Source organism: Sphingomonas sp. So64.6b (genome assembly GCF_014171475.1).
Lineage (GTDB): Bacteria > Pseudomonadota > Alphaproteobacteria > Sphingomonadales > Sphingomonadaceae > Sphingomonas > Sphingomonas alpina_A.
On the sequence record NZ_CP048817.1, the window covers coordinates 1471395 to 1492354 of the forward strand.

Below are 20960 nucleotides of genomic sequence, written 5' to 3' on the forward strand. Positions count from 1 at the left end.
ATAGGTGCGTTTTCGACCCTGCCGGATGCGGCTTTCAGCGTTCAATTGGGTGTCCGGGCGGCGCGATCCGGCGGCCGCTACAAGCGGATACAAGGCCCATGGACGACACCGACGACACTGCGGTTCGCGCGCGCAAGGCGCGCGAAACCTGCCCGTTCCTCACCGCCAAGCAGACCGCGTTCCATCTCGGCCTCGCGGCAACCAGCCTGAAGGGCATGCGCGCCGAGGGGCGCGGCCCAATCTGTCGCCTGCATGGCCGTGCCTGGTATTATCATATCGACGATATCGAGGCTTGGTCAAACGCCCATAAAAAGGGTGGCAGCCATGACTGAGCGCCGCGATTTGCCGCTGCTCGCCTGGGGCGAGGCCCTGCGTGTGGCGCGGCGCCGGCGCCAGATTCTGCGCCGCCGTGGCCTCGTGCTCGGCGCCGGGTGCGCCGTCGTGCTTGCCACCGCGGTGCTGCCGCCGCTGCCTCGGCTGGTGTGGAATGCCAGCGCCAGCGCGCCGATCGGCCTGTACCGGGTCGGGCCCGGTACACCCGTGGTTCGCGGCGACATGGTAATTGCGCGCACCCCGCTTGCCGCTCGCGACTTGGCAGCGCGCCGACACTATATCCCATCAAACGTGCCGCTGGTGAAGCGCGTGGCGGGGGTCGCCGGTGACCGGGTCTGCGCTGTCGGTCGGATGATTTTCGTCAACGGCCGACCCTTGGCAACACGGCGCGCGACGGACTCGCACGGGCGGTCGCTGCCCTGGTGGACCGGTTGCCGCATGCTCGGCGACGGCACGCTGTTCCTGCTGATGGCGGAAGCGCCGGACTCGTTCGACGGACGCTATTTCGGCCCGACGCCGGCAGCCGATGTGATCGGCAAGGCGGTGATGCTGTGGCGCCGCTGAGATCGGTGGCGCTCGTGGCGCTGCTCGCGCTCACCTGCCCGGCACGGGCCGAAACCGTCTCCGACTGGCGCCCGTTGGTGGTCGAGGCATCGCAGCGGTTCGGCGTGCCGGTCGTCTGGATCGAGCGTGTGATGCACGCCGAGAGCGGTGGCAGGACGACGCTCCGGCGGCGGCCGATCGTCAGTCGGGCTGGCGCGATGGGTCTGATGCAGCTGATGCCGCGTACCTGGAACGAGATGCGGGCGGCGCTCGGCCTGGGGAAGGATCCGTTCGATCCGCGCGACAATATCATCGCCGGGACCGCCTATCTGCGACTGATGTATGACCGGTTCGGTTATCCCGGTCTGTTCGCCGCCTATAATGCCGGGCCGGGACGATATGCTGCTTACCTTGCCGGCCGCCAGGCCTTGCCGGGCGAAACCAGCGCTTATCTCGCAAGCGTGACGGGTGATCCGGCGAGGATGCCGACCGCGCCAGGCGAACCCCGCCGCCCCGGTCTTTTCGTATCGCTGAATGCCGACCCGCGTGATCCGAGTTCCGCCGGTCCGGTGGCACCATCAACGGGACTGTTCGCGATCCCCGAGCGGCGCTGATCCGTTGATCTTCCCATTTCCGGTGCGGGAATGTTGCGCGTCATCGCGGGGCGGGAGCCGCTTACCGCGCGTAGGTCGTATCCGTCGTCAAACCTGTGCCCACCCGGCACCTCGATGCCCTGGACGCGCCAGCATTGGCGTTGCAATGGAACAGCGCGCGCCGTCCAATCGATGATCGGACGGCGCGCGCAGGCTCCAGAAACTCAGGCGGATTTGTTGCCCGGCTTGCGACCGGCCGGCTTCTGGCCGAGCTTGCGGCCAAGGCCGATCTTCTTTGCCATCTCGCGCCGCGCGATCGAATAATTCTCGGCGACCATCGGATAATCGGCCTTGAGATTATAGCGCTGGCGATAGTCTTCCGGCGACAGGCCATGGCCCGACAAATGCCGACGCAGCGTCTTGTAGGGTTTGCCGTCGATCAGCGAGAGGATGTGATCCTTTGATGCGAGCGACTTGCGCACCGTCACGGCGGGGGTGAAGTCTTCGTCGAGTGCGAGCTCTTCGCTGCTCGTTACGGTTGCCGCCGCGCCGGCTGTCAACTCGGTGACCGTCGCGTGCATCGTACGCAGAAAGGCGGGAGCCTCGTCGGCGGCAATGCGATTATTCGGATTCGACAGCCATGCGATGGTCAGTTCGGTCGCCAGCTTGACAGCATTCAGCGAATTTCCTCGGTCAAGTCATTCTCCAGTTGCAGCGATGGTCTGCGCATTGTGTATATCGCCGATAGTCGTTGGTTGCCAACACAAGATGTCATTGTTGCTTTTGACATCGGGCGCGGCACACCAGCTTACCGGCAAGTATAAAACCGACATCATTGTCTATAGTCGATGACCGGCGATCATCATTCTTCGGACCGCACTCCAACCGTTTCTGGGTTCGATCTCCTTTAATATATGGTCGGTCGGGCTGACGCGCCATCACCGCGCCATCGCTATTTTCGCATCCCTTTCACCCCAAGCGACACATCGACTGGGGAGCTTGGTAACCAGTCGAGCGCGTCCTTTGGAGATGTCGCGCCATGCGGATGGCGGGGAGGGCTCGTCTCGGATCGTCCGAGTTTGGCGGCTGCCGGCGCGCCTGTGCAAGGCCGGCGGCCCCTCCAATTTTGCCGCGAGATTGAGCGTGCTGCGCACGCGTGTTTGTTCGTAGCAGCGCAACAAAATCGGTTCCTCCGCCGCCGCTTCGCGGTGCCTGCGCTGGCGCTCCGGCAGCCCTGACAGGCACACCGGCAACCGCCGTCGAGAGGCTGTCTTCGATGAGGAAGGCGTCAATTGATGGAGGTTCTCATGACCGTGTTTCAACCGGTTTCGCACAGCTCGGATCGCGTGATGGCGGTGCTCGTGGCGGGGCTCGAACTCGAATTCGGGCGCGGCGCGGCAGAGGCGTTGGCGCAGCGATTCATCGCGGCGGAAGAGTGCGATTTCACCTGGGATGCGCGGGATCAGGAGCGTTGGCTGGGCGCTTATGAGGCACCCGGGGATAGTGATTTCGAGCTGGATCGGGTGGCGATTATCGGGTTTCTGGATAGGCAATGGTTCGTCGCAGTGTGCATCGTCGATGGCGATGGCATGGCGCACGGCATGATCGGGCGGCGCACATTTTCAAACGAGCAGGGAGCGCGAAAGGCGTTCGTGACGCAGCGTTGATCTGCAAGGGGAGCGCAGCCGGGATGCGATGTCGGACAGGCATCGCGTCCCGGCTTTTTTGTGCCTTGGTTAAGACAGGGAGAAGGCGCCGGGGAGGATGGCAGGGTGAGCGAGCGGACAGGGCGGCGGAAGGCAAGATAAAGCTGCGGCACCGGTGGTCCCGCAAGTGTTTGTCTGCACATCGTTTTTTGGCGAAGGATTTGGCACTGCCCTCCGGTGACCAGTGCCATTCGGCCCAGAATCGACGGTTTTCCGCAGGGTTCGGCGGCACCGGTTTTCAGGGGCGCAGAGGCGCGTCATGCTCACCCGAAATACTCCAGCGGACCGTCATCATGGCCGATGAAAACGACTTCGAACCACGCCTCGGACGCATGCGCAGCGCCGGCGGCAAGCGCGCGCGGAAATATCTCGGCCGCGTGCTCGCGGCGGCCAATCTCGCACGCGGCGGCGCGGCGGTGTTCGGGTCGCGCAGCAAAGGTTTTACCGGCAGCTGGATCGGCCGCGGCGCCGGGGTGGGGCGCGCCCTCGCCGGTCGCGGCAGTCGCGCGGCCTATGGCGCGCGCCGCGTCATCATCAAGGCCAGCATCGTCAAGCTTGCCGGCAAGGGGGCAGGGGCCGCGGTGGCGCACCTGCGCTATCTCCAGCGCGACGGGACAACGCGCACCGGTGAACCGGGTCAACTCTATGGCCGCGATGACGACGCGGTCGACGGCAAGGCATTTCACGAACGCGGGAGCGGCGATCGTCACCAGTTTCGCTTCATCGTGTCGGCCGAGGACGGCGCCGAATATGAGGATCTGAAACCACTCACCCGCCGGTTGATGGCGCGGGTCGAGGAAGACCTGGGTACCAAGCTCGACTGGGTCGCGGTCGATCACTTCAACACCGGCCATCCGCACACGCATATCGCCGTGCGCGGCAAGGACCATCTCGGTGCCGATCTGGTGATTGCCCGCGACTATCTGACGACCGGCATGCGCGAGCGCGCGTGCGAGCTCGTCGATCTCGACCTGGGACCGCGCTCGGCCCGCGAGATCGAGACCGGCCTTCGCGCCGAGGTCGAGCAGGAGCGCCTGACCTCGCTCGACCGGGCATTGCTGCGCGATGCCGGCATCGATCATGTCGTCGCGACAGCCCAGGGCGACGCGTTCAGTCAGGCACTGCGCGCCGGCCGGCTGGCCAAGCTCAGGCAGCTCGGCCTGGCCGAGCCGATCGGCGGGATGCGCTGGCGGCTCGCCGAGGGTCTTGGCGACACGCTCCGGCGGATGGGCGAGCGCGGCGACATCATCCGCACGATGCAGCGCGAGTTCACGCGCCGCGGCGTGGAGCGGGCGCAGGCCGATCAGGTCATCTATGATCCGTCATCGCCGGAAGCCCGACCGCTGGTCGGACGAGTCGTCGGGCGCGGCCTGGCCGACGAGCATGCCGACCGTCATTATCTGATCATCGACGGCATCGATGGGCGCAGCCATTACGTGGCAATTGGGAAAGGCGCTGGCCTCGATATCGTGCCGGAGGGTGCGGTGGTGCGGATCGACCCGCTGCAAGCTGCGGTGCGTGAAGCCGACCGCACCATCGCCGCAGTCGCCGCAGCCAATGGCGGCCACTATGATATCGACGCGCATCTGCGCCATGACCCGAGTGCGACCGAAGCGTTCGCCGAGACCCATGTCCGTCGGCTCGAGGCAATGCGCCGATTGAGCGGCAATGTGACCCGTGAACCGTCGGGACAGTGGATCATCGCAGGCGATCATCTCGAACGGGCGGGGGCGCATGAGACGAAGCTGTTGCGCGACCGCCCTGTCTCGGTCGAAATCCTGTCGCCGCAACCGCTGTCGAAACTTGTCGAGGCGGATGCGGCGACTTGGTTGGATCGGTCGCTGGTCAGCGCGGAGCCTCTGCCGCTCCGCGAAGCGGCGTTCGGCGCCGAGGTGCGCGACGCGCAGGATCGCCGCCGGCAATGGTTGATCGCGCAGGGGTTGGCTGAGGAATCGCAGGGCGCGACCCGCTATCGTCCCGACCTGCTCGCGACGCTGCAGCGGCGCGAGCTTCTGCGGGTCGCAGGGCAGCTATCGGAGGAGCTGGACCTTCCCTTCGCCGAGACCAGGAACGGCGCCCGGATCGAGGGGATCGTCCGGCGCCGGATCGACCTGGTCAGCGGGCGGTTCGCGCTGATCGAGAAGAGCCGGGAATTCACGCTGGTGCCGTGGCGGACGGTGCTCGAGGGGCAGATCGGCAAGCCGGTATCAGGGATACTGCGCGGCGACGTGGTCAACTGGTCGACCGGGCGCGGGCGGCAGGGCCCGCAGATCGGATAACGAATGGGGCCCCGGCCATTGCGCAGGGAGGCGAAACCATTCGGCGCTCTTTCGAGAACGATCGCATAGCCATGGGTGTTGGGTGGCGACGACGTCGGGAACGGAAGCCGTCACGCCGGGGTTCTGGTCCTTCCCGGATCGCGTCGGAGATCTTCATGCATACCGCACATGCGCTTCCAGACTTTGGTCCGAACCGGAAGGAGCGGCGTCGATTGGCCGCCGCGACGAAGCAGCCCGGGCGTCCTTCCTGTCGCTGCTGCGGCGGCGGCGCGCACGCGCATATGAGGACGGACGCCGACAGCGGAATCCAGCCCCGGTCGGACATCGGCGAGTCGGAAGCACGACTGGGACGGGCCTCATGACCGAGGCAAGCTGGGGCGACGATGCCATGTCGCCGTCGATCGACTGGCGGATGAGCGCGGCGCTCGAAAACGTGCCGCGCGGCGACAGCGACCTCGCGGAGGTGACCAGCCTCGCCGATGCCGTGCGTGCCTGGCGGGAACTGGATGCGCCGCATCGTGCCGACGCCGTCCTGACCCTCGAGCATGCCATTCTCGTCGACGGCGCGACCATCAGCAGTTTCAGCGGAGAGACTATCGCGAGCCTGGTCGAGCGGCTCGCCTCGTACGAAGCCGGAAAATAGGTCGTTGCGGAACCAGGGCCGACGCTCGACCCCGGCGCGCGCGAAGCGCTCAGAATGCCAGTGCGGTCTGCACCGGTCGCGCGCCGATTTCCTCGACGACGAAGGTACGCGCCGGCGGCGTCACCAGCAGGTCGCTTTCGGGAACGGTGCGATCAAGCCACTTCAGCACGTCGCGGCGCTCGACGATCGCGCCGTGCCGCTCCTGGTGCAGCGCTACTTCGGGGTTCGCATCGACCGTGACGATTCGATAGCAGAGCGGCCATTCGCCCATCGCCGGTTCCCAGACCGCGGCGAGGTAGAAGAAGTTGCCGCCGTCGAGCGTCACCCGGAAGCGTTGCTTGCCTACCGTCAGTTGGAATTCCGACGCCGGAACCAGGCAGCGATGGCTGGGGAACGTCTTCCCTTCGGAACGGACGAACCGATAGATACTGCCGCCGCTGAACCGCGGATCGGAACCCCAGACCGCCTCGACCATCTCTATCTCTTGCGGATCGTCCGGGTTTCGCCGGATGATGGCGCGGCGGGTGCCGAGCGGCGCTTCGGAATCGAAAGGCGTTGGAGTCGCGGTCACCGCTCGGAACATAATGGGAACGACCTTGAGTCGCAAGGCCGGTCGAGATCAGGGGCAGGACATGTGCAACGACTATCGTCTCGAAGTTGATATCGCCTCGATCGTCGAGGATTTTGACGACCTCAAGATCAAGATCAACTTGTCCGAGGGCACGCCCAATGTCGCGGCGCGCGAGGACATCAAGATCAGCGATATCGCGCCGATCGTCCGCACGGTCGAAGGGGAGCGCGGCGTAGGGGACTTGGTGAACCGGCGGTGGAGCTGGCCCGGGCCCGGCGGCAAGCCCGTCTATAATTTCCGCTCGGAGGGGCGCGAGTTCACCTCGGGGCGCTGCCTGATCCTGGCGGACGGTTTCTACGAGTTCACCAAGCCAGACGACCCCAAGCAGAAGCGGCAGAACAAATGGCTGTTCACGATGCGCGACCATCGCTGGTTCTGCATCGCCGGCATCTGGCGTGCCCATCCGGAGATCGGCGAGGCGTTCACGATGCTGACGATGGAGCCGGGAGAGGATGTTGCGCCCTATCATAGCCGGCAGATCGTCGCCCTTCCCCGCGAGCGCTGGGCCGACTGGCTCGATCCGGCCGCGCCGGCGGCGGCGGTGCTCACCCGTCTGCCTGGCGGCAGTCTGCCGGTGGTTCAGGTCTATCCGCCGGCCGCGGCACAGGCGGCGCTCCTCTAGCCGGGCAGAGCTTGCTGGAAAAAGCCGGTGCGCCAAACGGCCGCGCGTGCCGATCGATACGGCACCGGAATTTCTACGCGCTTGACTCGTTCTGGCGGGTAGAAACAGAAAGGGAACGAATTGTCCGTTCCCGAGTCTGTCCGATGCCATGCACCACGCCGCCGTCATTGCCCAATTGCGCGCCCGGATCGCCGAGGTCGAAGGGGTTGCTGCGCGCCGTGAATCGCTGCCATTCGGCATCGCAGGGATCGACTCGCGCCTGCCGGGGGGCGGCCTGATCGCAGGCGCCTTGCACGAGGTCGCGGGCAGCGCCGATCTCGCCGATGATGCGAGCGCCACGATCTTCCTCGCCGGCATCCTCGCGCGACTGGAAGGGCCGGTGCTCTGGTGCCTGCGCTGGCGTGACCTTTTTGCCCCGGCGCTGCACCTCGCTGGGCTGCATCCCGATCGGGTGATCCATGTCGAGGCGGGCAGCGACACGAACGTCCTGCTGGCGATGGAGGAATGCCTGCGCCATGCCGGGCTCGCCGGGGTGGTCGGCGAGATCACCAAATATTCGACGACCGCCTCGAAGCGGCTTCAGCTCGCCGCCGAGGCGTCGGGGGTCCCGGCCTTTGTCTTCCGGCGCGCGGCGAGGATCGACGCATCGGTCGAAGGGACGGCTGCGATGACGCGCTGGCGGATCGCCGCCGCACCCAGCGAGGCACTCGACATTCCGAGCCTGGGCAGGCCGCGCTGGCAGGTGGTGCTCGAGCGGGCGCGCGGCGGCGATCCGCATGAATGGCTGGTGGAGGGATGCGATGCGCAGGGTCGTATCGGTCTATCTGCCGCACTGGTCGACCGACCGGTTGCGGCGGACGACCGCCAAGCCGCCGCCTGACGCGAGCCCCGACCACTCGGTCCGGGCGCCGCTCGTCACCGCGATTCCGGAACATGGTCGGCGCATCGTGGCGGCGGTCGATCAGGACGCGCGTTCGCTCGGAATCACCCTCGGCATGACGGTCACCAAGGCGCGCTCGTTTGTCCCCGGACTCGAGGTGATCGACGCCGATCCCGAGGCCGACCTGGCAGGTCTTCGCCGCATCGCGCTGTGGGCAGGCCAGCGCTACGCGCCGATCGTCGCCCCCGATCCGCCGGACGGACTGTGGCTCGACGTGACCGGCTGCGCTGCCCTGTTCAACACCGAGCGGGCGCTGGTGAAGGACCTCCATCGGCGCCTCGCCGCGTTCGGCCTCAATGTGCAGATCGCCATCGCGGATACCGCGGGCTGCGCCCATGCGGTTGCGCGCCATGTGCCGGCGGGCCGGCCGGTATCGATCGAGCCGGGCCGGCACCACGCCGCACTCGCCTTGATGCCGGTGCGCGCCTTGCGGCTTGAGCCCGGAGTGGTCGATGCGCTGCGCAAGCTCGGCTTCGAGCGGATCGAGCAATTGCTGGGTGCGCCGCGTGGCCCTCTCGCCAAGCGCTTCGGGCACAGCCTGTACCGGCGTCTCGACCAGGCACTGGGGAATATCCCCGAACCGATCGAGGCGTTGTTCCCTGAAGCGCTGCCGCATGCCCGGCGCGGATTCGTCGAGCCGATCCTGACCGCGGAGGCGTTCGCGCATGTCATCGACGACTTGGCGGGGGATATCGCGCACCAGCTCACGGCGATCGGCAAGGGCGCCCGCCGGCTCGACTGTCATTTCCACCGGGTCGACGGCATGGCACAGGCGATCCGGGTCGGCACGGCGACACCGTCGCGCGACCCGCGCCATCTCGCCAAGCTGCTCTGCGCGCGGATCGAGGACGTGGATCCGGGTCTCGGGGTGGAGGCGATGACCCTGGTCGCCCCGCTGATCGAGCCCCGGCAGCACCGACAAGGCGAGGGGCTCGAAAGTGTCGCGCGGCGTGGGCCCGACCTCCCCGCTCTGGTCGACACGCTGGCCAATCGCTTCGGGCAGCGGCGGTTGTACCGCAGCGCGCCTCAGGCAAGCGCGATGCCCGAGCGGTCGGTGGTGCATGCGTCAGCTTTGGCGGCTGCCGGTGGCGCGGCCTGGAATGGCGACCTGCCGCGACCGTCGCGTATGCTGTCGCCGCCCGAGGCGATTGACGTCACCGCGATGCTGCCGGACCACCCGCCCGCCATGTTCATGTGGCGCGGCAAGCGCTTCCGCGTCGCGCGCGCCGATGGGCCCGAACGGCTCCACGGCGAATGGTGGCGCGAGCGCGGTGTCGAGGCCGACCGGCCTTATGTGGTGCGCGACTATTTCCAGGTCGAGACGGTGAGCGGCGGCCGCTACTGGATCTTCCGTCTCGGCGATGGCGAAAATCCCGCGACCGGCCCGATGCGCTGGTTCCTCCACGGAGCATTCGCTTGAGAATGCGACCACAAGGATCGCGCCTTCGCATGATGATCGCAGCGGCCTGGCAGGGACGGGCGGCATGATCGCGGCGACGGGCGACGCCGCGGCGCGCTATGTCGAGTTGCAGGTCACCACCCATTTTAGTTTCCTGCGCGGCGCCTCCTCGCCTGAGGAATTGTTCGCGGCGGCGGCGTTGCTCGGCCTGCCCGCGCTCGGCGTGGTCGACCGCAATTCGGTCGCGGGGCTGGTCCGCGCCTGGGACGCCGAACGGGCGACCGGCGTGCGTTCAATCGTCGGCACGCGCCTCGATCTCGGCGATGGCAACGCGCTGCTCGTCTATCCCAGCGACCGCGCCGCCTATGGCCGGATGTGTCGGCTGCTCAGCATCGGCAAGGGGCGGGCGGGGAAGGGCGCCTGCCATCTCGACTGGTCCGACGTCGAGGACTGGAACGAGGGGCTGATCGCCTTGCTCGCGCCTGACCGGGCCGATGCGACGACCGAGGCCGCGCTCGCCCGCACCGCGCGCATCTTCGGCGACCGTGCTTATCTCGCGCTGTCGATCCGGCGCCAGCCGCGCGACGCGGTGCGGCTGCGCGACCTGGCGGCGATGGCGGCGGCGGCGCGGGTACCGACGGTCGCGACCGGCGACGTGCTCTATCACGGCCCCGAGCGCCGGCTGCTCCAGGACGTGGTCACCTGCATTCGCGAGAAATGCACGATCGACACGCTGGGCGACCGGCGCGAGCGCTTCGCCAACCGGCACCTCAAGCCCGCGGAGGAGATGGAGCGGCTGTTCCGCCGCTATCTCAAGGACACCGGGCCGGTCGCGCGCAGCGTCGAGTTCGCCGCGCGCTGCACCTTCAGCCTCGCGGAGCTCAAATATCAATATCCCGATGAAGTCGCCGTGCCGGGCCGCACGCCGCAGCAGGAGCTCGAACGCCTGACATGGGAGAAGGCACCGCTCCGCTATCCCGAGGGGATCAGCGATGCGGTGCGCAGCCAGCTTGAGCACGAGCTCAGGCTGATCGGCCAGCTCGATTATGCGCCCTATTTCCTGACTGTCCATGCGATCGTCGCCGAGGCGCGGCGGCGCGAGATCCTCTGCCAGGGGCGCGGCTCGGCGGCGAACAGCGCGGTCTGCTATGTGCTCGGCATCACCTCGATCGACCCGGTCCGCACCGAGTTGCTGTTCGAGCGCTTCGTCAGCGCCGAGCGGCGCGAACCGCCCGATATCGATGTCGATTTCGAGCATGAGCGGCGCGAGGAAGTGATCCAGTGGATTTACGAGACCTATGGCCGCGATCGCAGCGCGCTGACCGCGGTCGTGACCCGCTACCGGGCGCGCGGCGCGGTGCGCGAGGTCGGCAAGGCGCTGGGCCTTTCCGAGGACATGACCGCCGGGCTTGCCTCCTCGGTCTGGGGCTTCAGCCGTGAGGGCGTCGAGGAGAAGCACGCCGAGGAATTGAACCTCGATCTTGGCGACCGACGGCTGGCACTGACTCTCGAACTCGCAAAGCAGCTGATCAATACCCCCCGCCATCTGTCGCAGCATCCCGGCGGGTTCGTGCTGACCCGCGACCGGCTCGACGAGCTGGTGCCGATCGAGCCTGCGGCGATGGATGATCGCCAGGTGATCGAATGGGACAAGGACGATATCGACGCGCTCGGCTTCATGAAGGTCGATGTGCTGGGCTTGGGCATGCTCAGCTGCATGCGTGGCGCGTTCGAGCTGCTCGAGAAGGACAAGGGGCTGAGTCTCGACCTCGCGACCATCCCGGCCGAGGATCCCGCGACCTATGCGATGATCCGCAAGGCCGACACGCTCGGCGTCTTCCAGATCGAGAGCCGCGCGCAGATGGCATCGCTGCCGCTGATGGGGCCTAGGACCTTCTATGATCTCGTCATCCAGGTCGCGATCGTCCGGCCGGGGCCGATCCAGGGCGACATGGTCCATCCTTATCGCCGGCGGCGCGCGGGGCTCGAGGAGGTGACCTATCCGACCCCCGAGCTGCGGCGCGTGCTGGAGAAGACGCTGGGGGTGCCGCTGTTCCAGGAGCAGGCGATGCGTGTCGCCATCGAATGCGCCGGGTTCACCGCCTCCGAGGCCGACCTGCTGCGCCGCGCGATGGCGACGTTCAAGCTGACCGGCGGGGTCAGTCATTTCCGCGACAAGCTGATCGAGGGGATGGTCGTGCGCGGCTATGAGCGGGCGTTTGCCGAAAAGACCTTCAAGCAGATCGAGGGGTTCGGCTCCTACGGCTTTCCGGAGAGCCATGCCGCCAGCTTCGCGCTGATCGCCTACGCCTCTTCTTGGATCAAATGCCATCACCCCGACGCGTTCTGCGCGGCATTGCTCAACGCCCAGCCGATGGGGTTCTATGCGTCGGCCCAGATCGTCCGCGATACCCGGGCGCACGGCGTCGAGGTCCGCCCGATCGACGTCAACGCCAGCCGCTGGGACTGCACGCTCGAAGAGACGAACGGGCGCTACAAGGCGGTCCGCCTGGGGCTGCGCATGGTGCGCGACCTGTCGAATGCAGATGCCGCGGCCATCGTCGCCGCCCGCAGCGACACGCCCTATGCCTCGGTCGAAGAAATCCAGCGCCGGGCCGGGGTGGGGCGGGGCGCGCTCGACCGGATCGGCGACGCGGACGGGTTTGGCTCGCTCGCGCTGAGCCGGCGGGCCGGCCTGTGGGAGGTCAAGGGCCTGGGCGAGGCGGCGCTGCCGCTGTTCGCCGCCGCGGACGCGCGCGACGGCAAGCTACGCCAGGAAGCGATCGAGCCGCAGGTCGTACTTGCACCGATGGGGGAGGGCGCAGAGGTCGTCGAGGACTATCGCGCCTCGGGCCTGTCGCTTCGCGCCCATCCGCTCGCCTTCCTGCGCGACGAGCTCAAGGCGAAGCGGTTTGCGCCCTGTGAGGCGCTGCGCACGATCCGCGACGGCCGCTATGTCGAGCTCGCCGGCATCGTGCTCGTTCGCCAGAAGCCCGGCTCCGCCAAGGGCGTCATGTTCATCACGCTCGAGGACGAGACCGACGTCGCCAACCTCGTCGTCTGGACCAGGACGTTCGAGGCCAATCGCCGCACGGTGCTTGGCGCGTCGATGATGGGCGTGCGCGGCCAGGTCCAGCGCGAGGGGGAGGTCATCCACGTCATCGCGCATCGGCTCGACGATTTGTCCGGCATGCTCGCCAGCGTCGGGCGCCGTGCAGATGTCGCCGATATCTACCGGGTCAGCCGCGCGGATGTGGTCAAGAACGGGATGGGACCCGATCCGCGCGATCCGTGCGAGCGGCCGCTGGGCAAGGCGGCGCGCGACATCTACATTCCGAATCTACGATTGGGTTCGGGAATCATTCCAGGACAGTCGGTCGAGGGGATCAAGGTGAAGGCGCGAGATTTCCGTTAGCTGTGCGATGTTTGAAATTTCGAGTGTAATTAATGCGCACCGACATGACTAAACATCCCATCCGCTACTCGGTATAGACAACGCGGGTCGGCAAACGCTGGCAACAGCGAAGGATCGTCGTGGCGTTACCAATCCCGGTCGATAAGCAACGTGAGGTCATCTACTTGGCGGGCGCTGGCCACACGGCGGTGCTAGTGGTTCTCGCCTGACGGTTGAGTCCGATTAGGGATTCCCAGAGGACAGGAGCCGTGCGAGTCAGCGGGGATGCGCAGTGGTATAGTCATCAGCCTCACGTCCGCAGACCGAGAGCGTCTCGATCGGATCTGCAAGGATCGCAACGCCCCTCAGAAGCACGTCTGGCGTGCCGAGATCGTGCTTCTGAGCGCTGATGGGATCGGCACCAGCGAGATCATGCGCCGGACTGACACGTCCAAGACGTGCGTCTGGCGCTGGCAGGAGCGGTTCATGCAGGAAGGGGTGGAGGGTCTGCTGCGCGACAAGACCCGTCCTTCGCGTATTCCTCCTCTGACCCCGGAGATGATCGCATGGGTTGTCGCCCGGACGCATGAAGATCCCCCGGGTGAGACGACCCACTGGTCGGCCTCGCTGATGGCCCGCGAAGCGGGCATCAGCGCCAGCTCAGTTCACCGAATCTGGCGCGCGCACGGCCTCCAGCCTCATCGCGCTCGGCAGTTCAAGCTTTCCAATGATCCTGAGTTCATCGACAAGCTTCGCGACGTCGTCGGCCTTTATGTCTCGCCGCCCGCCCATGCGATTGTCCTGTCGTTCGACGAGAAGAGCCAAATCCAGGCCCTCGACCGCTCCCAGCCCGGCTTGCCGCTCAAGAAGGGGCGGGCTGGCACCATGACCCATGATTACAAGCGCAACGGCACCACCACGCTTTTTGCGGCGCTCAACATACTCGACGGGACCGTGATCGGCCGCAATATGCAGCGGCATCGCCACCAGGAATTCATCCGCTTTCTCAATCTGATCGAAGCGCGGGTCCCCGCCGGCAAGGCCGTCCACGTCATCCTCGACAACTACGCCGCCCACAAGCATCCCAAGGTCCGCGAGTGGCTCGATCGGCACCCGCGCTTCACCTTTCACTTTACGCCAACTGAGCTGCTGCCGGTTCCGTGGACACCGAGATAAGGTGTTTTTGGAACTGGAGGATGGAGATGCAACGACGGAAGTTCAGCCGCGAGTTCAAGCTCGAGGCAGTAAAGTTGGTCCGGGAACGCGGAGTATCGGTATCGCAAGCGGCTCGCGATCTGGACCTGCACGAGAACGTGCTGCGCAAGTGGGTGCGCGAGCAGCAGGTTGACCCGGGATCGGCATTCCCCGGCCACGGCGTGATGAAGCCGGAGCAGCAAGAGATTGAGCGGCTGCGCCGCGAGCTTGCTAGGATGAAGGCGGAGCGCGATATCCTAAAAAAAGCGGCGGCCTACTTCGCCAGGGACTCGATATGAAGTTCGAGTTCGTAGCGAAGCACCGAGGGATCTGGCCGGTATCGTGGATCTGCGAGACGCTCGGTGTTTCGCGCAGCGGCTTTCACGCCTGGCTGGTCCGGGCACCCAGTGCCCGCGCCCGCAGCGATGAGGAGTTCGGTGCCAAGGTGCGCGCCAGCTTCATTTCCAGCTATCGGACGTATGGTGCGCGCCGGGTCTGGCACGATCTTCTGGCCGAAGGCCTGTCATGTGGTCTGCATCGCATCGAACGGCTGATGCGTGTGCACGGCCTGAAAGGCGCGCCCGCGACGTCGTGGTCTGCCCAAGGATGATGGCCTGCGGTCGGTCATTGCCGACAACATCCTCGACCGCCAGTTCACCGCCGAGGCACCCAACCAAAGGTGGATCGCTGACTTCACCTACATCTGGACCGCCGAAGGATGGCTGTACGTCGCTGTCGTCATCGACCTGTTCTCCCGACGTGTAGTCGGCTGGTCGATGAGCGATACCATGACCGCCCAGCTCGTGACCGATGCGCTGATGATGGCGATCTGGCGACGTGGAAAGCCTGACGCCTTGCTGCATCACTCGGACCAGGGCAGCCAATATACGAGCGAGCAGTTCCAGCGGCTGATGGCCGACAATGGCGTCACCTGCTCGATGAGCCGGTCGGGCAACGTCTGGGACAACGCGGCAATGGAGAGCTTCTTCTCGTCGATGAAGACCGAACGGATCGGCCGGAAGACATATCGAACGCGCAATCACGCAAAGGCAGACGTGTTCGATTACATCGAGCGCTTCTACAACCCGACACGCAGGCACTCGACCTTGGGCTATCTCAGCCCCATGGACTTCGAGCGGCAGGCTCATGTAGCCTAACTTGGTGTCCATGGGAGCGGCAGCAGCTCAGATCGACTTCTTTAAGGACGAGATTAAATGGATCGGGCAGCACAGTGTCGCGACGCTCGAAGCCTATGAAGCCAGCAGCCGCGCGGGGCGCGGAGATGCAAGGATGCTGCGCTCCCAGCGCGCGCTCATGTGGGAAGTCTATAACGCCTATCTGCGATTACGAACCCCCGAGGGCTTCTTGTACGATCTCGAAGACATCGCAGGCGCTGTCGAGCGCGCCTTTGATACGGATACCTCCGAGCGGCTCTATAGAAACGTGATTATTGACGAGGGCCAAGATCTGAGCCCCGCAATGTTGCGAGCACTTGCAAAGGCAGTCCCACGCGGCGGATCGCTCACGTTCTTCGGAGACGTCGCTCAACAGATATATGGACACCGGATGTCCTGGAAGTCCGCCGGCCTAAAGCCGGCAAAAATTTGGATGTTTGAGCAGAATTACCGAAACACCGGGGCTATCGCGGACCTGGCGCTCGCGATCTCGACCATGCCGTACTATGCCGAGGCGGCGGCCGACCTAGTTCGTCCGCAGCATCCTGTGGCGGAGGGCCCGAAGCCGACGCTAGTCAGCTTCGCCGATCCCGCCGCCGAAGTGGACTTTCTTGTCCAACGGGCGCCAGTTCTAGCGCGGGGCCGCAGTGTCGCGATCTTGACACGCACGCGCGAACAGGCTCGTCGTCTACAGGATCGAATTGCTGGATCGGTACAAGAGCTCAACCGCAAACTAACTCGATGGTCCGGAGGCGCCGGTCTGTCGATCGGGACGCTCCATGCCGGCAAGGGGCTAGAGTTTGACGTTGTTATACTGCCGTTTCTCTCTGACGGCGAGTTTCCCAACCCTGCGACGATCGAGGCCGTAGGCCTTGAGGACGCAACAGCGGGAGATGGCCGGCTGCTCTATGTCGGCGTTACGCGGGCGAGGAAGGAATTGCTCCTTACCCATAGCGGGCAGCGTACGCGCCTGCTCCCGGCGGACCCCGCTCTGTACACGAGCCTGACGAGATGACTTCTCCGATCGCAACTCGCTCTGCAGCCCGCGGAATCACTCGCCTTTGCCACTTCACGCCGTCGCGCAGCCTCGCCCACATCTTGGCGGAGGGCACTGGAATACTGCCTTCGAGTCAGCTGTCCGACGCGGACCGCGGCCTCTTCGTAAGCGTGGTCTGAAAACCGCGGAGCGGCAATTTCTGGTGTTTCGCAGACATGGTCCGGCGGGAATCAAAGCCAGCTATTACCTAGCGACATCCCAGCCACTAATGCGCAGCAAAATCCCCACGTCGTTGCTGCCAAAGCAAGGACTATCGCCTGAAGCCGCTGGCCCGCTGGCGCTGCTGCGCTCAGTATCAGAGCTATAATTGCTTGCCCGTAGAAGAAATATCCGACGAACCGAAGGCCCTCTTTGTGTCCCGGCAGGTAAAGGCAGACGATCGCGACGAAGGTGCTGATCACCATATGCAGCCCGAAAAGCAACAGCCTCATCATCGCCTCCCACAAGCACAGTGCCGTGTATCCGCGCAAAGCCTTAACGACCCACGTTGGTCGATTAAGGCTTTGCCTATGCGGCTTGGGCGAACCTTTGGCAGTCCGGGCGCCAGTTCCAGGGCATGAGCTCATCCCAACGCGATGCGGGCCAGTCTGCTGCGATCTTCGCAATGACGTCGGCGATGTACGCCTGCGGCTCGACACCGTTGAGCTTGCAAGTCCCGATGACGGTATAGATCGCGGCGGCGCGCTCGCCGCCGGCCTTCGATCCGGCGAACAGCCAGTTCTTCCGACCGATCGCGATGCTGCGCATGGCGCGTTCGGCGATATTGTTGTCGATCTCGAGGCGGCCGTCGTCGACGAACCGCGTGAGCGCGGTCCAGCGCTTGCGGCCATAGGCGATGGCCTTCGCGACCTCGGACTTGGGCGAGAGGCGGCGCAGCGCGTCGTCGAGGGCGATGCGAAGCGCCTCGATCACGAGCGTTGCGCGCTCGAGGCGGGTTCTTCGTCGAACATCTGGTAACGCCCCGCGGATCTCGTCCTCAATTTTATAGAGCGCGGCAATCCGCGCCAACAGATCGGTGGTGAGCGGCGTCGGGCTGGTGGTGTGGATGTCAAAGATCTTGCGCCGGAAATGCGCCCAGCAGGCGACCTCGGTGATGCGGTTGGTGGCGTAGAGCTGGTCGTAGCCGGCATAGCCGTCGGCCTGCAGGAAGCCGGAGAAGCGGTCGAGCTGGGCTCTGGGATGGGCACCGGTGCGATCCTGGGTGAAGTGATACCAGACGAGCGGCGGACTGGCGGCGCCGGCGGCGCGATCATCGACGACATAGGCCCATAGCCTGCCGGTCGCGGTCTTGCCGCGGCCCGGGTCGAGCATCGGCACGGGCGTGTCGTCGGTGTGGATCTTGGCGGCGGTAAGCCCGACCTCGCGGATGCGGCTGACGATCGGATCGAGCAGCGCCGATGCCTGACCGGCCCAGCCGGCGAGCGTCGAGCGATCCAGCTCGATCCCTTGGGCCGCCATCATCTCTGCCTGGCGGTAGAGTGGCAGGTGATGGTCGAACTTGGCGACGACGACGTGGGCCAGCGTCGCGAACGTCGCCTTGCCGCGCGCGATCGCCTTCACCGGGGCGGCGGCCTGCACGATCTTGTCGCAGGCGCGGCAGCTATACTTGGGGCGGATGGTGCGCACGACGCGCCACTGGACGGGCACGGCGTCGAGCATCTCGTCACTGTCCTGACCCAGCGGGCGCAAGGCACCGCCGCAATCGGGACAGGTGCAGTTACCTTGCTCGGGCTCGATCCGCTGCTCCTCGCGCGGCAGGTGTGCCGGGAGGGCGCGGATCGGTGCTGGCCGTTCCGCGCTGAGCGGATCGACACGCTGTGTGCTTGCCACGACGGCCTCGGCCTCAAGCTCTTCGAGCGCCAACTCCAGTTGCGCCATCTCGTGGGCGAGCTTCTCGGAGGAGGTGCCAAACTGCATCCGCCTGAGGCGGGCGATCTGCACGCGCAGCGTGTCGATGAGGATGTCACGCGCGGAAATATCGGCGCGGGCCGACGCCAATGCGGCTTCGAGCTCGGCGATGCGAGCGTCTTTGTCAGGGGAGGAAAAGCCTGCGTCCGACACTGTGATTACATATCAGATCGGGCGTCTTCGAGCCAGAAAAACCGCCTGAATCCGGTGCTTTTTAGCCCGCCAGCGACGGCACGAAAGTACGTTCCGGACGTCGCCAATCGATCCCTTCGAGGAGCATCGAAAGCTGGGCTGCGGTCATGGCGACGGAGCCGGTCGCGGTCAACGGCCACACGAACCGGCCGCGGTCCATCCGCTTGGAGAACAGGCACAATCCCTGTCCGTCGTACCAGAGCAGCTTGACCAGATCGCCGCGCTTGCCGCGAAACGCGAACAGCGCGCCGGAATGCGGGCTCTGCTGCAATGCCTGCTGCACCAGCACCGCCAGTCCGTCGAACCCTTTGCGCATATCGGTCGCGCCGCATGCCAGGAATATCCGCGTCAAAGGGGGAAGCGGGATCATCGCGCCAGGACGCCGATCACCCGCGACAGCGCGTCGGCATCGACCGATGCATCGACAGTCAACCGGACGCCGGTTGGTAACTCGATCCTGATCCTACCGAGGTCTGGCTGGGCGACCGGCGGCGGCAACATCGCCACGGCCTCGGCGATCTGCACCTCGGCAAAGCTGGGTTGGGACGGCGCACCTCTTCCGGTCAGTGCGCCCGACATCGCCTGCCGGCGCCAGGTATAGATCGCGCCGCTGCCAACCTCATGACGCTCGATCGCTGCGCGAACCGAACCCTCCGGCCCGAATGCGTCGCGCAGGATCGCCAGCTTCTGCTCCACGGTCCAGCGCCGCCGACCCGACACGCGCCCGACGATCTGGATCCGACGGCTCATACGACCACTCGTATGACTACTCGCTCGTTCGTCCGCTGGCTCTACGATCTGGTCTGCCATGATGCTCCGCTCAAAGAGCGGTAATCAGCCCGCCGGCCAAGCATCCTGCAAGGCGGCCCTCAGGCCACGCTTACGCCTCTTCAATCCCACGGATCTGCTTCGTCTTGACAATCACACGGATCACATCTGCTGCTCGATCGAGTATCCCAACGGGTGGTACATGGCCAAAGCGCGCCAGAACGAAGTTCTCTTCCCCGACTGGGTCGTCCTCTTCGTCAAGCCCCACCACTTAGAAGCCGAGGGCACTCTGTTCTCGCCGCGCAACGCTGCTGCAGGCTGCGGACGCCATCTCGCGGCCGGGGTCGACGCGTTCGACGCAATGTTTCCGGCATCCCTGGTAGGTGCATATGATAGGACACTAACGCGCTTGCCTAGACACCTTCCCTGCTCTCCGACTGATGACCAGGCGGAGGTGCTCGTGCGGGGGCGTATTCCAGCGGAGGACATTATCGGCATTGGCGTCAGCACGAATACCCAAGGCCTAGAGGAGCGACTCAGGCTGGAATACTGCGGTGTCGACGTGCATCGACTGAATTTCGTGGTCGCGCCCGAGCTATTCGACAAAACCTCGCTAAGCCGTGCGATCCGAAGCGGCAAGCGACCCGTGGAGACATCATTAGCGTCATGACGACCGAGCACGCAGATCCCAAAGATCACGTCTTAAGGCAGCGCGGATCAGCAATGCTCCTAGGCGCCGCGATTGGCGACGCACTTGGTTGGCCCCACGAAATGCGGGCGCGACGAAGCGACGGTAGGGGCAGCCGGCCAGAGCTTGCTTTCGTTCGATGGACGAAGCGCTCAGGTGGCCGCTTTCAAGCCTACGAGGAACGGATTGAGGCCGGCAGTTACAGCGACGACACCCAGATGATCATCGCTGTCGGGCGAAGCATCATCCGAAGTCGTCGGCAATGGTGGGAGACGTTCGCCCATCAGGAGCTTCCGTTCTGGACCCTCTACGAACGGGGCGGAGGAGGTGCGACTAAACGATCGGCCGGAAGTTGGGCCAGTGGTCGCGCCCCATGGAACGGCAAATCGACTGATGCGGCCCGGTATTTCGAGGCTGGCGGAAATGGTGTGGCCATGCGGATCTTGCCGCATGTCATCCGCCGAGCCACCGATCCGGACTTTTCGGTACTTGCACAAGACGTGGTGACAGATGGCGTTTGCACCCACGGGCATCCTCGTGCCCTCGTCGGAGCACTCGCCTATGCCTACGCGCTTTGGGTCTCAATCCGCCATCGTGGCACGTTGGGATTTGGGGAGATCCTCGATAAAACGAAGCTGAGCGAGTCGGAATGGGGCGCGATTCCCAATATCGTTGAGCGTTGGGCGGACTGGAGGGCCGCGGCCGACCGTTCCGGTGAATACTTGTCGGTATGGAACGAAGCGGTCATCGAACAGCGCACGCTTCTCCAGCGGGGGGGGGGAAGCGCTCGCCGCCGGCGCTGCCAGCTTCGATGAGGAGTGCCTCAATGCGCTCGGCATCTTCGACAAACGTATAAACGGGGCGGGCACTGTCACGACAGCAGGTGCGCTCTATC

The 20960-nt window shown here is 65.4% G+C and carries 19 protein-coding genes and 2 pseudogenes; 15 read left to right on the forward strand and 6 right to left on the reverse strand.

The features are described 5' to 3' along the window. The first annotated feature begins 98 nt into the window (after window positions 1-98). The 3 genes from G4G27_RS07075 to G4G27_RS07085 are packed head-to-tail and all read left to right on the forward strand — an operon-like array spanning window position 99 to window position 1490. Window positions 99-332 (forward strand): helix-turn-helix domain-containing protein, encoded by a 234-nt coding sequence (locus G4G27_RS07075; RefSeq protein ID WP_183112680.1) that lies wholly within the window; start codon window positions 99-101, stop codon window positions 330-332. Further along, window positions 325-897 (forward strand): S26 family signal peptidase, encoded by a 573-nt coding sequence (locus G4G27_RS07080; protein WP_183112681.1) that lies wholly within the window; start codon window positions 325-327, stop codon window positions 895-897. The genes G4G27_RS07075 and G4G27_RS07080 overlap by 8 nt, the downstream gene beginning before the upstream one ends. Continuing rightward, entirely contained in the window at window positions 894-1490 is a 597-nt protein-coding gene (locus G4G27_RS07085; RefSeq protein WP_244624685.1) for a lytic transglycosylase domain-containing protein, read from the forward strand. Before G4G27_RS07080 ends, G4G27_RS07085 begins: the two co-directional genes overlap by 4 nt. A 203-nt stretch (window positions 1491-1693) precedes the next feature. Here the strand turns inward: G4G27_RS07085 and G4G27_RS07090 are convergent, their stop codons facing one another. After that, window positions 1694-2149: a MucR family transcriptional regulator gene (locus G4G27_RS07090; RefSeq protein ID WP_183113668.1), complete on the reverse strand. Its 456-nt coding sequence runs from the start codon at window positions 2147-2149 to the stop codon at window positions 1694-1696. Window positions 2150-2776: 627 nt separating this feature from the next. Here G4G27_RS07090 and G4G27_RS07095 point away from each other — a divergent pair. From G4G27_RS07095 to G4G27_RS07105, 3 genes are all read left to right on the forward strand, one after another. Further along, complete coding sequence (locus G4G27_RS07095; protein WP_244624591.1) at window positions 2777-3136, forward strand: hypothetical protein; 360 nt, start codon at window positions 2777-2779, stop codon at window positions 3134-3136. A 332-nt stretch (window positions 3137-3468) separates the two neighbouring features. Further along, entirely contained in the window at window positions 3469-5454 is a 1986-nt protein-coding gene (rlxS, locus tag G4G27_RS07100; RefSeq protein ID WP_183112684.1) for a relaxase/mobilization nuclease RlxS, read from the forward strand. Between the two features lie 358 nt (window positions 5455-5812). After that, window positions 5813-6097 (forward strand): hypothetical protein, encoded by a 285-nt coding sequence (locus G4G27_RS07105; RefSeq protein WP_183112685.1) that lies wholly within the window; start codon window positions 5813-5815, stop codon window positions 6095-6097. 49 nt (window positions 6098-6146) lie between these two features. On the opposite strand, the gene G4G27_RS07110 is transcribed toward G4G27_RS07105, so the two are convergent. Next, window positions 6147-6704, reverse strand: a complete 558-nt coding sequence (locus G4G27_RS07110; protein WP_244624592.1) for an SOS response-associated peptidase family protein — start codon at window positions 6702-6704, stop codon at window positions 6147-6149. Between G4G27_RS07110 and G4G27_RS07115 the strand changes: the two genes are divergently transcribed. From G4G27_RS07115 to G4G27_RS07145, 7 genes and pseudogenes are all read left to right on the forward strand, one after another. Then, window positions 6694-7350, forward strand: a complete 657-nt coding sequence (locus G4G27_RS07115; RefSeq protein ID WP_244624593.1) for an SOS response-associated peptidase — start codon at window positions 6694-6696, stop codon at window positions 7348-7350. The two genes, G4G27_RS07110 and G4G27_RS07115, sit on opposite strands and share 11 nt — an antisense overlap. Window positions 7351-7498: 148 nt before the next feature. Further along, a complete protein-coding gene (locus G4G27_RS07120; RefSeq protein ID WP_183112686.1) occupies window positions 7499-8230 on the forward strand; it encodes a damage-inducible mutagenesis protein in 732 nt (243 codons plus the stop codon). Continuing rightward, complete coding sequence (locus G4G27_RS07125; protein ID WP_183112687.1) at window positions 8151-9710, forward strand: DUF6504 family protein; 1560 nt, start codon at window positions 8151-8153, stop codon at window positions 9708-9710. Before G4G27_RS07120 ends, G4G27_RS07125 begins: the two co-directional genes overlap by 80 nt. 64 nt (window positions 9711-9774) lie before the next feature. Next, complete coding sequence (locus tag G4G27_RS07130) at window positions 9775-13104, forward strand: error-prone DNA polymerase (RefSeq protein WP_183112688.1); 3330 nt, start codon at window positions 9775-9777, stop codon at window positions 13102-13104. 264 nt (window positions 13105-13368) lie between these two features. Next, window positions 13369-14226 (forward strand): annotated as a pseudogene (locus G4G27_RS07135) (IS630 family transposase); the annotation flags it as partial. Window positions 14227-14285: 59 nt separating this feature from the next. After that, window positions 14286-15434 (forward strand): annotated as a pseudogene (locus tag G4G27_RS07140) (IS3 family transposase). Window positions 15435-15444: 10 nt separating this feature from the next. Then, window positions 15445-16467, forward strand: a complete 1023-nt coding sequence (locus G4G27_RS07145; protein WP_244624686.1) for a 3'-5' exonuclease — start codon at window positions 15445-15447, stop codon at window positions 16465-16467. A 212-nt stretch (window positions 16468-16679) separates the two neighbouring features. Here the strand turns inward: G4G27_RS07145 and G4G27_RS07150 are convergent, their stop codons facing one another. The 4 genes from G4G27_RS07150 to G4G27_RS07165 form a co-directional block, all read right to left on the reverse strand. Then, entirely contained in the window at window positions 16680-16940 is a 261-nt protein-coding gene (locus tag G4G27_RS07150) for a hypothetical protein (protein ID WP_183112690.1), read from the reverse strand. A gap of 76 nt (window positions 16941-17016) precedes the next feature. Next, window positions 17017-18570, reverse strand: a complete 1554-nt coding sequence (locus G4G27_RS07155) for an IS66 family transposase (RefSeq protein ID WP_183112691.1) — start codon at window positions 18568-18570, stop codon at window positions 17017-17019. A 61-nt stretch (window positions 18571-18631) separates the two neighbouring features. Then, window positions 18632-18979 (reverse strand): IS66 family insertion sequence element accessory protein TnpB, encoded by a 348-nt coding sequence (gene tnpB / locus G4G27_RS07160; protein ID WP_183112692.1) that lies wholly within the window; start codon window positions 18977-18979, stop codon window positions 18632-18634. Continuing rightward, window positions 18976-19359, reverse strand: a complete 384-nt coding sequence (locus G4G27_RS07165) for a transposase (RefSeq protein WP_183112693.1) — start codon at window positions 19357-19359, stop codon at window positions 18976-18978. Before G4G27_RS07165 ends, tnpB begins: the two co-directional genes overlap by 4 nt. Before the next feature lie 220 nt (window positions 19360-19579). Here G4G27_RS07165 and G4G27_RS07170 point away from each other — a divergent pair, with 220 nt between their 5' ends. Beyond that, window positions 19580-20047 (forward strand): DarT ssDNA thymidine ADP-ribosyltransferase family protein, encoded by a 468-nt coding sequence (locus G4G27_RS07170; protein WP_183112694.1) that lies wholly within the window; start codon window positions 19580-19582, stop codon window positions 20045-20047. Between the two features lie 101 nt (window positions 20048-20148). Then, window positions 20149-20880 (forward strand): ADP-ribosylglycohydrolase family protein, encoded by a 732-nt coding sequence (locus tag G4G27_RS07175; protein WP_244624687.1) that lies wholly within the window; start codon window positions 20149-20151, stop codon window positions 20878-20880. Window positions 20881-20960 lie beyond the last annotated feature (80 nt).

What these genes read in the sequence shown, in the direction of transcription:
- G4G27_RS07075 (WP_183112680.1), top strand. Translation starts at nt 99, where the DNA reads ATGGACGACACCGACGACACTGCGGTTCGCGCGCGCAAGGCGCGCGAA.
- G4G27_RS07080 (WP_183112681.1), top strand. Translation starts at nt 325, where the DNA reads ATGACTGAGCGCCGCGATTTGCCGCTGCTCGCCTGGGGCGAGGCCCTG.
- G4G27_RS07095 (WP_244624591.1), top strand. Translation starts at nt 2,777, where the DNA reads ATGACCGTGTTTCAACCGGTTTCGCACAGCTCGGATCGCGTGATGGCG.
- rlxS (WP_183112684.1), top strand. Translation starts at nt 3,469, where the DNA reads ATGGCCGATGAAAACGACTTCGAACCACGCCTCGGACGCATGCGCAGC.
- G4G27_RS07105 (WP_183112685.1), top strand. Translation starts at nt 5,813, where the DNA reads ATGACCGAGGCAAGCTGGGGCGACGATGCCATGTCGCCGTCGATCGAC.
- G4G27_RS07120 (WP_183112686.1), top strand. Translation starts at nt 7,499, where the DNA reads ATGCACCACGCCGCCGTCATTGCCCAATTGCGCGCCCGGATCGCCGAG.
- G4G27_RS07125 (WP_183112687.1), top strand. Translation starts at nt 8,151, where the DNA reads ATGCGCAGGGTCGTATCGGTCTATCTGCCGCACTGGTCGACCGACCGG.
- G4G27_RS07130 (WP_183112688.1), top strand. Translation starts at nt 9,775, where the DNA reads ATGATCGCGGCGACGGGCGACGCCGCGGCGCGCTATGTCGAGTTGCAG.
- G4G27_RS07145 (WP_244624686.1), top strand. Translation starts at nt 15,445, where the DNA reads ATGGGAGCGGCAGCAGCTCAGATCGACTTCTTTAAGGACGAGATTAAA.
- G4G27_RS07150 (WP_183112690.1), bottom strand. Translation starts at nt 16,940, where the DNA reads ATGAGGCTGTTGCTTTTCGGGCTGCATATGGTGATCAGCACCTTCGTC.
- tnpB (WP_183112692.1), bottom strand. Translation starts at nt 18,979, where the DNA reads ATGATCCCGCTTCCCCCTTTGACGCGGATATTCCTGGCATGCGGCGCG.
- G4G27_RS07165 (WP_183112693.1), bottom strand. Translation starts at nt 19,359, where the DNA reads ATGAGCCGTCGGATCCAGATCGTCGGGCGCGTGTCGGGTCGGCGGCGC.
- G4G27_RS07170 (WP_183112694.1), top strand. Translation starts at nt 19,580, where the DNA reads ATGGCCAAAGCGCGCCAGAACGAAGTTCTCTTCCCCGACTGGGTCGTC.
- G4G27_RS07175 (WP_244624687.1), top strand. Translation starts at nt 20,149, where the DNA reads ATGCGGGCGCGACGAAGCGACGGTAGGGGCAGCCGGCCAGAGCTTGCT.